Consider the following 13,620-nt stretch of genomic DNA (forward strand, 5'->3'; position numbering starts at 1 on the left):
CTACCGGACGACCGCCACCCCCGTCATGAAGGTGAACTGGCCGCCCGAGGCGAGCACCTTCTGGGCCCCGGTCACCGGGTCCACCCGGAACAGGGTGCGGTCGCTGCCCCCGGGGTCGCTGTCGGTGACCAGCAGGCTGCCGTCGGCCTCGATCGCGATCGCCCCGGGAGCGACGAAGCCGCCGCCGGAGGACACGGTGGTCTGGGCGCCCGTCACCGGGTCCACCTTGATCACCCCGCCGCCGAAGCCGGGGAAGGCGTTGGCGTCGGTGACCAGGATGTGGCCCGCGGCGTCCACCACCACGTCGGTGGGACTGCGCAGCTCACCGCCCGAGGTGACCGTCGTGCGGGCGCCGGTGACCGGGTCGACGCGCACCACCCGGGACGAGAGGTCCTCGCCCCCGATCATGTTCTGCTCGACCACCAGGACGGATCCGTCGGGTGCCACGCACAGCCCCACCGCCCGCACCGGCGGGTCGGCCGCCGCCCCGTCGCCCTGGGACAGGACGGTCTGCCCGCCCGTGGTGCGGTCGACGCGGATCACGGCCCCGAACCCGCCCGCGGAGGCGTCCGCGACGAGGATGCTCCCGCCGGCCTCGACGGCCACGCCGAGGGGGGCGGAGAACTTCCCGCCGGAGGACACCTCGGACTGGTCCCCCGTCCCCGGGTCGAGGCGCAGCAGACTGCCGGTCCCGGGGAAGTGCCGGTCCTTGGTCACCAGGACGCCGCCGCCGGCCTCCACGGCGATGCCGGTTCCCCCCAGCAGCTCGCCGCCCAGGGCGAACAGTGCCGCCTCGCCGGTCGACGGGTCGACGCGGAACACCGCTCCGGAACAGCCCAGGGCCTGGGAGTCGACGATCAGGATCGTGCCGGCGGGGAGGTGCTCCTGAACGGTCATGGCGGGTTACTCCTCTGGGGGAGGGGGCGATCCCCCCACTCAACCGCAGCCCCTGCCGCGCACCCCGCCCCGCGATCCGCCACGCCGACCGCCCCTGCGGCGAACCGCCCGTTCGCAGCACCGGGGCCGCGACGGGCGGACGGCGGGCCCGGCTCAGCCGTGTTTGAGGCCCAGGACCTCGGCCGCGGCGAAGGTCTCGTTCGCCGGGCGGGAGTCGTAGTGCGGGCTGAGGAGGGAGTCGAGCTCCTCGAAGGTGAAGGCCTCCTTCGAGGTGTCGAACTTCGCCGCGACCCGGGGCCGTTCCATGACGACCACGATCCCGCCGTGGACGACGAGGAGCTGGCCGTTCGCCTTCGCCGAGGCGGGCGAGGCGAGGTAGCCGACCAGCGGGGCGACGTGCTCGGGGGCGAGCGGGTCGAGCTCGCCCTCCGCCGGGACCTGGAAGCCGGCGAAGACGTCCTCGGTCATCCGGGTGCGGGCCCGCGGGCAGATGGCGTTGGCCGTCACCCCGTACTTGGCCAGGGCCAGGGCGGTCGAGGTGGTCAGGCCCACGATGCCGCCCTTGGCCGCCGCGTAGTTCGGCTGGCCCGCCGAACCGCCGAGGAAGGCCTCGGAGGAGGTGTTGACGATCCGCCCGTACACCGGGCCGCCGGCCGCCTTGGAGCGCTCCCGCCAGTGCGCGGAGGCGAAATGGGTGGTGTTGAAGTGGCCCTTGAGGTGGACCCGGATCACCGAGTCCCACTCCTCCTCCGACATCGAGAAGACCATCCGGTCGCGCAGGATCCCCGCGTTGTTGACCAGGACGTCGAGCTTTCCGAAGCGGGAGACGGCCAGCTCGACCAGGTCCCGCGCCTGCTCGAAGTCGGCCACGTCCCCCAGGTGCGCCACCGCCTGCCCGCCCGCCGCGCGGATCTCGGCGGCGACCTCCTCCGCCGGGGCGGCCGAGGCCTCGCCGGAGCCGTCGCGGCCGCTCTGGCCGAAGTCGTTGACGACCACGCTCGCGCCGAGCCGGGCCAGTTCGAGCGCCTCGGCCCGGCCGAGCCCCCGGCCGGCGCCGGTGACGATGGCGCTGAGCCCCTCAAGTGGCAGTGACATGTGCCGGATTCCTCTCAGGACGGATCGGTCGGCGGGGCGTCAGATCTCGATGCAGGTGCGCAGGGCCGTGCCCGTGCGCATCTGGTCGAGGGCGTCGTTGATCTCGGTCAGCTTCACCCGGTGCGTGATCAGGCCCGCCAGGTCGATCCGGCCGGCCCGCCACAGGGCGATGGTGCGCGCGTAGGAGCGGAGCACGTCCCCGCCCCCGTACATCGAGGGGAGGATCTTCTTCTCGTCGAAGAACAGCGAGAACATGTCGATCTGGAAGTTGTCGTCGAGGGCGCCCGCGCCGACGATCACGACCGAGCCGCCGCGCCGGGTCATCCGGTAGGCGGTGCGGGCGGTGGCCGACTTGCCGACGACCTCGAAGACGTAGTCGAAGCCCTCCCCGGAGGTGATCCGGGCCTTGGCGTCCTCGAAGGCCTCCGGGGCGACCGCCTCCGACGCCCCGAAGCGCAGGGCGGCCTCCCGCCGCGACTCCACGGGGTCCACGGCGACGATCTGGGCAGCGCCCTGCACCTTGGCGCCCTGGATGACGGAGATGCCGACGCCGCCGCAGCCGATGACGGCGACGGAGGAACCCGCCTCCACCTCGGCGGTGTTGACGGCCGCCCCGAGTCCGGTGGTGACCCCGCAGCCGATGAGGGCGGCGATGTCGAAGGGCACGTCGTCGGGGATCGGGACGGCGCAGTTGGCGGCGACGACGATCTCCTCGGCGAAGGTGCCGGTCGCGGCGAAGCCGAAGACCTCCCCGCCGGCCCGGCGGAAGTTGGGGATGCCCGCGTTGACCAGGCTCTCCAGGCACAGGTGCCCCTGCCCGCGCTTGCAGGCGGGGCAGTGCCCGCACGGCGGCAGCCAGCAGACGAGGACCCGGTCGCCCTCCTTGTGGCCGGTGACCCCTTCACCGACGCCGGTGATCACCCCGGCGCCCTCGTGGCCGGGGACGAAGGGCGCGGGCTGCGGCAGGACGCCGCTCATCGCCGAGAGGTCGGAGTGGCACAGGCCGGTGGCCCTGATGCGGATCCTCACCTTGCCGGGGCCCAGGCCCACGGCTTCCATGTCGTCGACGACCTCGAGCTTGTCCTGGCCTATCTCGCTCAGCAGTGCTGCGCGCACGGTGCGGCTCCTTAGGGGCGTGTGCCTGTGGCGTGGGCCTGTGGTTACGCGTGCTCGACGACGGTGTCGGCGAGGACCGGGGCGTCGTCGCGTTCGGCGGCGGTGACCGAGACCAGGACGCGGCCGGGCTCCTGCCACATCCGGATGCGCAGGGTCTCCCCGGGGAAGACGATCCCGGCGAAGCGCGTGCGGTAGGCGCGGACGCGGGAGACGTCCCCGCCGAGGGCGGTGTCGACGACGGCCTTGAGGGTCATCCCGTACGAGCAGAGGCCGTGCAGGATCGGCCGGTCGAAGCCCGCCAGCTTGGCGAACTCCGGGTCGGCGTGCAGCGGGTTCCAGTCCCCGGAGAGCCGGTAGAGCAGCGCCTGCTCCTCCCGGATCGGCCGCTCCTCGGTGCGGTCGGGGGCGCGCTCGGGCAGCTCGCTGCGCACGGAGGGCCCGCGTTCGCCGCCGAAACCGCCCTCGCCCCGGACGAAGATCTGCGCGTCGCTGGTCCACAGCGGCCCGTCGGCGTCGGCCACCTCGGAGCGCAGCACGACCACGGCCGCCTTGCCCTTGTCGTAGACGGCGGCGACCTTGGAGGAGGAGGTCGCCCGCCCCTTGACCGGAATGGGCCGGTGCAGTTCGAGGGAGTGCCCGCCGTGCAGGACGTTCGCCAGGTTGACCTCGATGCCGGGGGCCGCGAGCCCGCCGAGCATGGCCATGCCGGCGCCGGCGACGGTCGCGAAGCTGGGGAGCACGTGGAGCCTGGACTCCAGGGTGTAGCGCAGCTCGTCGGGGTCGGTGGCCAGGCTGCGCCCGTGCAGGGACGAGCCGGCTCCGAGGCCGAGGTGGTAGAGCTGGATGTCCTTGTGGTCCCAGTCGATCTCCCCCCGGCGGGGGTCGGCGGCGAGGGCCCTGGCGGCATCGATCGGCATTCGGATGCTGCTCCTTCTGCTCTCTGGAAGACCTCGGCGCGGCCGTCCGCACCGTCGGCCGCACCGAGGTCGCATGCGGAGCCGGTTCTAGAACGCGTTCTAGGAAGCGGCTGAGGGAATGTATAACGCACGCCCCCCGGGTTGGGAAGAGCGCTGACTGCACGTCAGATGATCGTGGTGCGGGGCGTGTTGCCGGTCCCGGGGAAGGACGGCCGATAGCCTGCGGCGGTGGATGAGATGCCCGTGGCGCACCGGCCCGCCCGCTCCCTGCGCGTCCTGCTGGACCCGCCCAACCCCCCGCTCGCGGTCCGGCTCGGCCTCCAGCCGGACATCGAGGTGGTGGCCTCCCTGACGGAGCGGCCGGCGGTGGCGCTGGTCGAGGACCCGGAAGCGGTGGCGGTCCTGCTGGCGGACGACCCGGAGTGCCGGGTGCTGGTGGCCACGGGCTCGGCGCACCCGGGGCTGCGGGAGGCCGTACTGGCCGCGGGCGCGGCGGGGCTGGTCCTGCGGGACGGGCCGGTCGAGGAGCTGGCGGAGTACCTGCGGCGGGCGTCGACGGGCGAGACGGTGGTGGACCCGGCGCTGGCCCGGCCCTGACGCCGCACGGGGGCCGCCGCGGGTACGGGCGCGGCTGGGCCCGTACGCGTGCGGGAGCCCTCCGCCGGTCAGTCGCGGAGGGCTCCCCTCGGGGCTCGGGCCCCGGTCAGTCGCCCGCGGTCCAGTCGTCGACCGTCCGCGAGGGGTCCAGGGCGACGGGCAGCTTCTCCAGCCCGCGGAAGGCCGGGAAGGGGCCCTTGAGCCAGTCCCCCTCCGCCGGCGTCGGCATGGCCAGGACCATGTCCGGGAAGCGGTCGAGCAGCGCCGTCAGGCAGATCTCCAGCTCCAGCCGGGCCAGCGGGGCGCCCAGGCAGTAGTGGGCGCCGTACCCGAATCCGAGATGGCTGCTCTGCAGCCCTTCGCGGGTGAAGTCCAGGGTGTCCGGGTCGGGGAATTTCTCCGGGTCGCGGTTGGCCGAGTTCAGCGCGATCTGCACGACCGCGCCCTTCGGAATGACCGTCCCGCCGATTTCCACGTCCTCCAGCGCGTACCGGAAGGTAGAGGTTTCCACCGAGCCCTCGAACCGCTGCATTTCCTCGATCGCCTGCGGCAGCAGGTCCCGGTCCTCCCGGACCGCCCGCAGCTGGTCGGGGTGGGTGAGCAGGCTGAAGACGCAGTTCCCGATCTGGAGGGTGGTCGTCTTGTGCCCGGCGAAGAGCAGCACCCAGATCATCGACACGAGTTCGTCGTCGGTGAGCGGCTCCTCCTCGTGCGGGGTCTGCACCAGCATGCTGAGGAAGTCGTCCGTGGGGCGGAGCCGGGTGCGGTGGATGTGCCGGGCGAAGTAGTCCCGCAGCCAGATCTCGGCCTCTTCCAGGTCGCCCTTGAGGTCCTTGCTGAAGCGCGAGCGCGTCACGACGGCGAACCAGCGCAGGACCTCGGTCCGCTCCTGGCCGACGATCCCGAGGAGCTCGCAGATGACCATGACGGGCAGTGGCAGCGCGAAGGCCTGCATCAGGTCCACGGGCCGGTCCGTGGGGCAGCGGTCGAGCAGCCCGTGGGCGAGCTCCTCGATGTGCGGGCGCAGCGCGTGGATGTGGCGCGGGGTGAAGGCGGTCTTGGCGATGTGGCGCAGCCGGGTGTGGCGGGGCGGGTCGGCGAAGAGGAGGTTGTCGTCGAGCGCCTCGCACAGGTCCCCGAAGAGGGCGTGGTAGAGGTCGATGCCCTCGTGCATGTCCTTGCCGATGCGGGGGTCGGCGAGGAGGGCGTGGGCGTCCTCGTAACGGGTGACCAGGTACGTGTCCACGCCGTGGCCCGGGGTGAGCCGGGCGATGGGGGCCTGTTCGCGCAGGGTCCGGTAGACCGGGTAGGGGCACTGCCGGTATTCCGGGGTGCTCTTCGTCGCGGCCGCCACCGCTTCGTGCAGCGCGAGACCGTCACCCGCCGCGGTAGTCGGTTCAGTCGTCACGCGCCCAGACCTTTCGGATATCCCTGAATTGACAGTCGGCTCCTTTCCCGTGCCGGTTCGCGGGCGAAACCCGATACACCCGTTCGGAGCCGAAAGCTCCCCCGGCGGAATGTCCGGCGGGCGGATTCCGGAAGCCGGCCTAGGGTGTGCGGTGGATTTCCGTTCACGGCCGACGAGAGGGAAATGCGCACATGCCGGAATACGGTGCGGGCGGCCTGGCCGTCGGCGGAGCGGCACACCCGGACGCGGCGACCGGACCGGAGGACGACGGGAGCCGCGCGGTGATCGACGTCCACCACCACTTCTGCGCCCCGGCCTGGCGCCGCTGGGCCGAGCGGCAGGGGCTGGTGGGCCCGCGGTCGCTGCCGCCGTGGGCGGGCTGGGAGGCGGAGGCGGCGCTGGCCCTGATGGACCGGGCGGGGATCGCCCTCGCGGTGCTCAAGCCGATGCTGCCCGCGCGCTACGAGAGCTCCGCGCAGCTGCGGGAGGCGGTCGCCGTCACGCTGGAGGCGGCGGCCGAGGTGGTGGAGGCGTACCCGGGGCGCTTCGCGTTCCACGCGCCGCTGTTCCTCGACGAGGAGGAGGTCTCCTCCTGGACCCTGCGGCGCGGCCTCGACGAGCTGGGGGCGGTCGGGGTGAACGTGACGGCGAACTACCGCGGGACCTACCTGGGGGACCCGGCCTACGACCGGATCTTCGCCGAACTCGACGAGCGCGCGGCGATCGTGGACACGCACCCGCACGTCCTCCCCGACGGCCCGGGCGGCGGACACCCCACCGTGACGGCCGGCGGGCCTGACGCGGGAGGGCCCGGCCACGGGCCCGCAGGACGGCCCGGCGGGGCCGGCGACGGGCCGGGGACACGCCCCGGAGGTGCCGGGCCGGGCGGTGCCGGCGGAGGACCCGGCGGGCCGGGCGGAGGCCACGGCGAGCCGGGCGCAGGGCCGGGCGGCAGGTCCGCCGGCGGTCCCGGTGGCCCCGGCGGTCCCGGTGGTCCCGGAGGCCGGGGCGGGCCCGGTGGGCCGGCGAGTGTGCCCGGGCTGCCGAACTTCCTGTGCGACTTCCTGCTGGACACCACCCGCGCCGCCGCGAACATGATCCGCACCCGGACCCTCGACCGCTTCCCCCGCCTGTCGGTGATCCTGCCGCACGGCGGGGGCTTCCTCCCGCAGATCGCGACGCGGATGGAGGCCTTCGCCGACGCCTTCGACCCGCCCGTGGACCCCGCGGCGGTACGGGACCACATGCACCGCTTCTACTACGACACCGCCGGCCCGCTCTCCCCGGCCGGCACCCTGCTGGCCACCGTCGACCCCGGCCGGATCCTGTTCGGCAGCGACTGGCCGGCCTGCCCGGCCGGCGTGGTCGCCGATCTGGCCGTCCCCGCCCTGGCCGCCGATCCGGCGCTGACCGTGCGCCAGCGCCGGGGCGTCAACCGGGAGAACGCGCTGCGGCTGATGCCGGGCCTCGTCAGCGCGTAGGAGGCCGGGCGGGGCCGCGTCAGGCCTCCCTGCGCAGCAGCGTCACCACCGCCGCCCCGCCGAGCCCGATGTTGTGGGCCAGGCCCACCCGGGCGGCGGGGACCTGCCGCGGTCCCGCCTCGCCGCGCAGCTGCCACACCAGCTCCGCCGCCTGGGCGAGCCCCGTCGCCCCCAGCGGGTGGCCCTTGGAGATCAGGCCGCCCGAGGGGTTGACCACCCAGCGGCCGCCGTAGGTGGTGGCGCCGCTCTCGACGAGCTTGCCGGACGCCCCGTCCGCGCACATGCCGAGCGCCTCGTACGTCAGCAGCTCGTTCACCGAGAAGCAGTCGTGCAGCTCGACGACGTCGACGTCCTCGATGCCGAGCCCGGAGTCCTCGTAGACCCGGCGGGCCGCGGCCGCCGTCATCGGCTTGCCGACCACGTCGATGCAGGAGCCGCCGAAGCTCTCCGCGGTGTCCGTGGTCATGGCCTGGCCGACGATCTCGACGGCCTTGGCGTGCAGCCCGTGCGCCACGACGAACCGCTCCGAGACCACGAGCGCGGCGGCCGCGCCGTCGGAGGTGGGCGAGCACTGGAGCTTGGTCAGCGGGTCGTGGATGGTCTTGGCGGCGAGGACCTCCTCCACCGTGTAGACGTCCTGGAACTGCGCGTTCGGGTTGTTCGCGGAGTGCCGGTGGTTCTTCGCGCCGACCGCCGCGAGCTGCGCGGGCGTGGTCCCGTACCGCTCCATGTGCTCGCGGGCGGCGTTGCCGAAGATCTGGGCGGTGGGCGGGGACATCTCGAAGCCGTGCGCGGCGGCCATGATCCCGTAGTGCCGGGCGACGGGGGACGTCTTGAAGTCCCCGCCGTCGGCCCCTCCCCCCAGCGCGCCGCGCTTCATCTTCTCGAAGCCGACCGCGAGCACGCAGTCGCTGATCCCGCCCTGCACGAACTGGCGGGCCATCATCAGGGCCGTCGAGCCGGTCGCGCAGTTGTTGTTGACGTTGTAGACCGGGACGCCGGTCAGGCCCAGTTCGTACGCCGCCCGCTGGCCGGCGGTGGAGGGCTGGAAGCAGTAGCCCACCGGCACCTGCTCGACGAGCCCGTAGTCCACGCCGGCGTCCGCGAGCGCCGCGCCGCCGGCCTCCCCGACCATGTCCCAGTACTGCCAGTCCCGTGACTCCGGCTTCTCGAACCTCGTCATGCCGACGCCCACGATGTACGACTTCATCTGCGCTGACTCCTAGTCCCTGGGAAGGCCGAGGATCCGCTCGGCGACGACGTTCAGCTGGACCTGTGTGGTGCCCCCGGCGATGGTCAGGCAGCGCGACATCAGCATCCCGTGCACCGCCCGCTCCCCCGCCCCCTCCCGCACCGCGCCCGCCGGGCCCAGCAGTTCGAGCGCGAGCTCGGCGGTCCGCTGCTGGTGGGGGGTCTGCACGAGCTTGCGCACCGAGGCGCCCGCGCCCGGTTCCAGCCCGGACACCTGCTGGAGGGTGGTGCGCAGCCCGATGCAGGCGAGGGCGTGGGCCTCGGCGGCGAGCGCACCGATCCGGACCCCGTAGGAGGCGTCGAGGCCGGCGGAGCGGCCGATCAGCGCCTCCAGGCCGGTGCCGAAGGTCATCTGGTCGGCCATGTGGACGCGTTCGTTGCCGAGGGTGTTGCGGGCCGCCTTCCAGCCGCCGTCGGCCGCGCCGACCAGGGCGTCCGGCGGCAGCAGGACGTCCTCGAACCAGACCTCGTTGAAGAGGGAGTCGCCGGTGATCTCCTTCAGGGGGCGGATCCCGATCCCCGGGGTGTTCTTCATGTCGACCACGAAGTAGCCGAGCCCGCGGTGCTTGGGCGCCTGCGGGTCCGTCCGGGCGAGCAGGATCCCGAAGTCGGCGGTGTGCGCGGAACTCGTCCACACCTTCTGGCCGTTGACCCTCCAGGAGCCGTCGGCGGTCCGCTCGGCCCGGGTGCGCAGGGAGGCCAGGTCGGAGCCGGCGCCCGGTTCGGAGAAGAGCTGGCACCAGGTGGTGTCACCGCGCAGGGTGGGCAGGACGTAGGCCTCGCGCTGCGCCTCGCTGCCGAAGGCGATCAGCGAGGGCACGATCCAGGTGGCGATCCCGAGGTCGGCGACCTTGACCCCGGCCTCCTTGAGCTCCTGCTGGATCACGATCTGCTCGGCGGGGCCCGCGCCGCGCCCGTACGGGGGCGGGAGGTGGGGGGCCGCGTACCCGGTGGGCGCGAGGGCCCGGCGGGCGGCGGCCGGGTCGAGACCGCGGGCGGCCCCGACGGCTGCACGGGCCGGCGCCCGGTGGGCCTCGGCCTCCGCGGGGAGTTCCAGGCGCAGCTCGCGCCGGGCGCCGGCGGCCGCGAGGCGCACGGCACGCAGGCGGTGGGTGTCGCCGGGGCCGAGGAGCTGGCGGGCGACGAGTGCGCGGCGCAGGTGGATGTGGGCGTCGTGCTCCCAGGTGAAGCCGATGCCGCCGAGGACCTGGATGCAGTCCTTGGCGCACGCGTACGCGGCGTCGAGGGCGGTGCCGGCGGCCAGGGCGGCGACGAGCGAGCGGGCCGCGGGCTCCTCGTCCGCGGCGTTGGCGGCGTCCCAGGCGAGGGCGCGGGCCTGTTCGAGGCGGACCAGCATGTCGGCGCACAGGTGCTTGACGCCCTGGAACCTCCCGATGGGGCTGCCGAACTGCTCCCGTGTCCTCGCGTACTCGGCGGCCGTGTGGACCGCCCAGGCGGCGGTGCCGCAGGCGTCGGCGGCGAAGAGCACGCAGGCGAGGTCGCGCACCAGGGCCTCGTCCAGGTCCAGGAGCCGCCCGGCCGGGACGGCCACGGCGCGCGCCCGCACCTCGGCGGTGGGCCGGGTCGGGTCGGCGCTCTCGTGCGGCCGGACCTCCAGCGCGCCCGCGTCCACCGCGAACCACCGCGTGCCGGACCCGCTCTCGGCGGCGAGCAGCACCCGTTCCGCCTCGGCGGCGCCGAGCACGGGGGGCGCCAGCCCGTCCAGCAGCCACCCGCCCCCCTCGGCGGCGACGGCGGTGACCCCGCCGGGCCCGAGGGCGACCGCCCCGACCCGGCCGCCGAGCGGCTCGGCCCCCGCCCGGTCCAGGAGTACGGAGGCCAGTGCGCTCGGCAGGAAGGCCCCGGGCAGCGCCGCCCGGGCGGCCTCCTCCACGACGACGGCCAGGTCCAGCAGGGTCCCGCCCTCCAGGTGGGGCGTCATCAGCCCCTGTGCGCACATCCCGTCCCAGTAGTCGGGCCGCACCCCGGCCCGCGGCGGGGCGTCGAGCACCTTGCGCACCGCCTCCCCCGGCACGGCCCGCGCCACCCAGCCGCGCACGGCGTCGGCCAACTCCCGCTGCTCCTGCGTGATTCCGATGCCCATGCGCGGCAGACTAGAACACGTTTCAATCTGACGGAAGGTCAGATGACCGTGTTCTTCGGCCCTCCGGCACGGCGCCCGGCCCGCCGCCCCCTCGGCCGCCCCCACCTCCCCCGTAAAGCTCCGCGAGCTCCCGTACGGCCTCCGCCACCGCCGCCCGCAGTTCCGGCGGGCCGAGCACCTCCGCCTCCGCCCCCAGCCTGAGCAGGTCCCCGACCGCCACGGCACGCGACTCCACCGGCAGCGCCACCTCCACCCAGCCCTCGCCGTCCGGCGGCCCGGCCCCCTCCAGGGCCCGCACCCCCGCGGTGCCGAACTGCATGGGCAGCAGCCGCCGGGCGCGCGGGGAGATCCGCAGACGGGCCGTGTCCTGGTGCAGGGCGGCCTCCAGCCGGCGGGCGGAGGCCTCCCAGTGGGCGGCCAGGTCGAAGCCGGGCGGCCGCTCGAAGGCCGCGCCCGTCTCCGCCACCGCCAGGAACCGCGACACCCGGTACGTGCGCGGGCCCCCGTCCGCCGCCGCGACCAGGTACCAGATGCCCCCCTTGAGGACGATGCCCAGCGGGTGCAGCTCCCGCCGCACCGGCTCGCCCGACCAGCGGCGGTACTCCGCCCGCACCACCCGCTGCTCCCACACCGCCCGGGCCGCCGCCGCCAGGTGCGGGACCGGGTCGGCGTCCCGGAACCAGGCCGGGGCGTCCAGGTGGAAGCGGTCCTGGACGAGCCGGGCCCGGTCCGCCCCCGCGGCGGGCAGCGCGGCCTCCAGCTTCAGCCGGGCGGTGGCCAGTACCGCGCCCAGGCCGAGGTCCCGGGCCGGGCCGGGCGCACCGGCCAGGAAGAGGGAGCCTGCCTCGGCGTCGGTGAGGCCGGTCAGCCGGGTGCGGTAGCCGTCCATCAGGCGGTAGCCGCCGGCGGGCCCCCGGTCGGCGCGGACGGGCACGCCGGACGCCCCGAGCGCCTCCACGTCCCGGTACACCGTGCGGACGGACACCTCCAGCTCCGCGGCGAGTTCGGGGGCGGTCATCCTGCCGCGGTTCTGGAGCAGGAGGAGCAGGGAGAGGAGGCGGTCGGCGCGCATGGTCCATTGTGGCCGCGTACCTGACAGAGGGTGTCAGGTACGCGGCCGAGGCTGGTGCCGAACCGCGGGGGAACCGCCCCGCAGCCCCGAAAGGACCGCCATGCCCACGCGCACCGCCACCGGCCGCTTCACCTACGCCCAGTGGGAGGAGGAGGCCGCCGGCCCGGCCGGCGCACCGCCCCGGCTCGCCCGGGCCTCGGTCGTCAACTCCTTCTCCGGCGGCATCGAGGCCGCCGACACCGCCTGCACGTACGCGATCGCCTACCTGACGGCGGCCTCCGGCACCTTCACCGGCCTGGAACGCGTCGACGGCACCCTCGACGGCCGCAGGGGCGGATTCGTGCTCGAGGAGCGGGGGTCGTTCCAGGAGGACGGAACGACCCGCTGCTCCTTCGAGGTCGTCCCGGGCTCGGGCACGGGCGAGTTGGCCGGCCTGCGCGGCAGCGGCGGCTTCGTCCACCGGCAGGGCGAGGGATCCGTCCCGTACACCTTCGCCTACGAACTGGACTGAGACCGGCCGCCCGTCCGCCCCGCGGACCGCCGCAGCGGGACCGCCGCAGCGGGACCGCCCGCACGACCGCCGGCACGGACCGCCGGCACGGACCGCCGGCACGGACCGCCGGCACGGACCGCCGACGCGGACCACCCGCACGGACCGCCGGCGCGGACCCGGCGCGGACCCGGCGCGGACCACGGGTGCGGACCCCGGCATGGTGCCCTACCGGGCGGTAGGGCACCATGGGCCGCCACACCGCACCGCACCCGCTCACGCCGGAGGACCAGCCATGGCCGCCACCCCCAAGCCGGAGACCCTCGCCGCCTTCGAGGCCGCCAAGGGGTTCATGCCCGTCGGCGAGGGCCTCGCGCTCCACGAGGCCGCCTCCGCCGCGGCCGCGCTCGGGCTGCCGCTGCTGGAGGTCGGCACGTACTGCGGGCGCTCGACGATCCTGCTGGCCCACGCCGCCCGCGAGGCGGGGGTCGCCGCGATCACCGTCGACCACCACCGGGGCAGCGAGGAGCAGCAGCCCGGCTGGGAGTACCACGACCCGACGGTCGTGGACCCGGAGGTCGGGCTGATGGACACCCTCCCCACCTTCCGCCGCACCCTGCACCGGGCCGGCCTGGAGGAGCACGTCATCGCGATCGTCGGCCGCTCCCCCCAGGCCGCGGCGGCCTGGGGCGGCCGGCTCGGCCTCGTGTTCATCGACGGCGGCCACACCGACGAGCACGCCACGAACGACTACGAGGGCTGGGCCCCGCACCTGGCGGTCGGCGGGACCCTGGTCATCCACGACGTGTTCCCCGACCCGGCCGACGGCGGCCAGGCCCCGTACCGGATCTACCTGCGCGCCCTGGCCTCCGGGGCCTTCGAGGAGGTCTCGGTGACCGACTCCCTCCGCGTCCTGCGCCGCACCGGCGAGGGGATCTAGGGCCGTCCCTTTCGGATCCTGCCGGTCAGGCCCGTGTCGTCCGGCGCCGTGCATCGCAAGGCGGCGGGGCTCCCGCGTACCGGACGTACCCGGGTGCCTCGACAACGCAGCGAGGTGCGGTGCCGGGCGGCGCGGGTCGGGCGGGATCCGCGGGAGACGGCCTAGCTGTATTGCCCGGTGAGGTTGGGGACGCGGCTGGCGGGTGGTTTGCCTGCGAGCGCGGTGTGTCCGCGGTGGTGATTGTAGGTGTGG

General features: G+C 74.6%; 12 protein-coding genes. 4 read left to right on the top strand and 8 right to left on the bottom strand.

Annotation, left to right across the window (positions count from 1 at the left end; all coding sequences use genetic code 11):
• The 4 genes from AB0469_RS20505 to AB0469_RS20520 all read right to left on the bottom strand — a co-directional run bounded on the left by AB0469_RS20505 (position 1) and on the right by AB0469_RS20520 (position 4,025).
• A complete protein-coding gene (locus tag AB0469_RS20505; protein WP_366452821.1) occupies positions 1-897 on the bottom strand; it encodes a hypothetical protein in 897 nt (298 codons plus the stop codon).
• Positions 898-1,050: 153 nt separating this feature from the next.
• The gene (locus AB0469_RS20510; protein WP_366452822.1) at positions 1,051-1,992 is read right to left on the bottom strand and encodes a 3-oxoacyl-ACP reductase; all 942 of its coding nucleotides are present in this window, start codon (positions 1,990-1,992) and stop codon (positions 1,051-1,053) included.
• 39 nt (positions 1,993-2,031) lie between these two features.
• On the bottom strand, positions 2,032-3,108 hold the full coding sequence (locus AB0469_RS20515; protein ID WP_366452823.1) for a Zn-dependent alcohol dehydrogenase: 1,077 nt from the start codon (positions 3,106-3,108) through the stop codon (positions 2,032-2,034).
• Between the two features lie 44 nt (positions 3,109-3,152).
• On the bottom strand, positions 3,153-4,025 hold the full coding sequence (locus AB0469_RS20520; RefSeq protein WP_366452824.1) for a MaoC/PaaZ C-terminal domain-containing protein: 873 nt from the start codon (positions 4,023-4,025) through the stop codon (positions 3,153-3,155).
• Between the two features lie 237 nt (positions 4,026-4,262).
• Here AB0469_RS20520 and AB0469_RS20525 point away from each other — a divergent pair, with 237 nt between their 5' ends.
• Positions 4,263-4,622, top strand: a complete 360-nt coding sequence (locus AB0469_RS20525; RefSeq protein WP_366452841.1) for a DNA-binding response regulator — start codon at positions 4,263-4,265, stop codon at positions 4,620-4,622.
• A gap of 106 nt (positions 4,623-4,728) precedes the next feature.
• Here the strand turns inward: AB0469_RS20525 and AB0469_RS20530 are convergent, their stop codons facing one another.
• A complete protein-coding gene (locus AB0469_RS20530; RefSeq protein WP_366452825.1) occupies positions 4,729-6,030 on the bottom strand; it encodes a cytochrome P450 in 1,302 nt (433 codons plus the stop codon).
• 191 nt (positions 6,031-6,221) lie between these two features.
• Here AB0469_RS20530 and AB0469_RS20535 point away from each other — a divergent pair, with 191 nt between their 5' ends.
• Positions 6,222-7,511 carry an amidohydrolase family protein gene (locus tag AB0469_RS20535; protein WP_366452826.1) on the top strand — a complete coding sequence of 430 codons (1,290 nt, stop codon included), beginning with the start codon at positions 6,222-6,224 and terminating at the stop codon, positions 7,509-7,511.
• Positions 7,512-7,530: 19 nt separating this feature from the next.
• Here the strand turns inward: AB0469_RS20535 and AB0469_RS20540 are convergent, their stop codons facing one another.
• From AB0469_RS20540 to AB0469_RS20550, 3 genes are read right to left on the bottom strand one after another with little or no spacing between them, the layout of a single operon-like run.
• Positions 7,531-8,721 (bottom strand): beta-ketoacyl synthase N-terminal-like domain-containing protein, encoded by a 1,191-nt coding sequence (locus AB0469_RS20540; protein WP_366452827.1) that lies wholly within the window; start codon positions 8,719-8,721, stop codon positions 7,531-7,533.
• A gap of 12 nt (positions 8,722-8,733) precedes the next feature.
• A complete protein-coding gene (locus AB0469_RS20545; RefSeq protein WP_366452828.1) occupies positions 8,734-10,866 on the bottom strand; it encodes an acyl-CoA dehydrogenase in 2,133 nt (710 codons plus the stop codon).
• A gap of 22 nt (positions 10,867-10,888) precedes the next feature.
• Positions 10,889-11,938 (bottom strand): WYL domain-containing protein, encoded by a 1,050-nt coding sequence (locus AB0469_RS20550; RefSeq protein WP_366452829.1) that lies wholly within the window; start codon positions 11,936-11,938, stop codon positions 10,889-10,891.
• A gap of 100 nt (positions 11,939-12,038) precedes the next feature.
• Between AB0469_RS20550 and AB0469_RS20555 the strand changes: the two genes are divergently transcribed.
• Both AB0469_RS20555 and AB0469_RS20560 read left to right on the top strand, forming a co-directional pair.
• A complete protein-coding gene (locus tag AB0469_RS20555) occupies positions 12,039-12,449 on the top strand; it encodes a DUF3224 domain-containing protein (protein ID WP_366452830.1) in 411 nt (136 codons plus the stop codon).
• 274 nt (positions 12,450-12,723) lie between these two features.
• Entirely contained in the window at positions 12,724-13,368 is a 645-nt protein-coding gene (locus AB0469_RS20560; RefSeq protein WP_366452831.1) for a class I SAM-dependent methyltransferase, read from the top strand.
• Positions 13,369-13,620: the final 252 nt, after the last annotated feature.

It is taken from the genome of Streptomyces sp. NPDC093801, assembly GCF_040701585.1.
Taxonomy (GTDB): domain Bacteria; phylum Actinomycetota; class Actinomycetes; order Streptomycetales; family Streptomycetaceae; genus Streptomyces.

What these genes read in the sequence shown, in the direction of transcription:
- AB0469_RS20545 (WP_366452828.1), bottom strand. Translation starts at nt 10,866, where the DNA reads ATGGGCATCGGAATCACGCAGGAGCAGCGGGAGTTGGCCGACGCCGTG.
- AB0469_RS20560 (WP_366452831.1), top strand. Translation starts at nt 12,724, where the DNA reads ATGGCCGCCACCCCCAAGCCGGAGACCCTCGCCGCCTTCGAGGCCGCC.
- AB0469_RS20540 (WP_366452827.1), bottom strand. Translation starts at nt 8,721, where the DNA reads ATGAAGTCGTACATCGTGGGCGTCGGCATGACGAGGTTCGAGAAGCCG.
- AB0469_RS20555 (WP_366452830.1), top strand. Translation starts at nt 12,039, where the DNA reads ATGCCCACGCGCACCGCCACCGGCCGCTTCACCTACGCCCAGTGGGAG.
- AB0469_RS20535 (WP_366452826.1), top strand. Translation starts at nt 6,222, where the DNA reads ATGCCGGAATACGGTGCGGGCGGCCTGGCCGTCGGCGGAGCGGCACAC.
- AB0469_RS20520 (WP_366452824.1), bottom strand. Translation starts at nt 4,025, where the DNA reads ATGCCGATCGATGCCGCCAGGGCCCTCGCCGCCGACCCCCGCCGGGGG.
- AB0469_RS20525 (WP_366452841.1), top strand. Translation starts at nt 4,263, where the DNA reads ATGCCCGTGGCGCACCGGCCCGCCCGCTCCCTGCGCGTCCTGCTGGAC.
- AB0469_RS20510 (WP_366452822.1), bottom strand. Translation starts at nt 1,992, where the DNA reads ATGTCACTGCCACTTGAGGGGCTCAGCGCCATCGTCACCGGCGCCGGC.
- AB0469_RS20550 (WP_366452829.1), bottom strand. Translation starts at nt 11,938, where the DNA reads ATGCGCGCCGACCGCCTCCTCTCCCTGCTCCTCCTGCTCCAGAACCGC.
- AB0469_RS20505 (WP_366452821.1), bottom strand. Translation starts at nt 897, where the DNA reads ATGACCGTTCAGGAGCACCTCCCCGCCGGCACGATCCTGATCGTCGAC.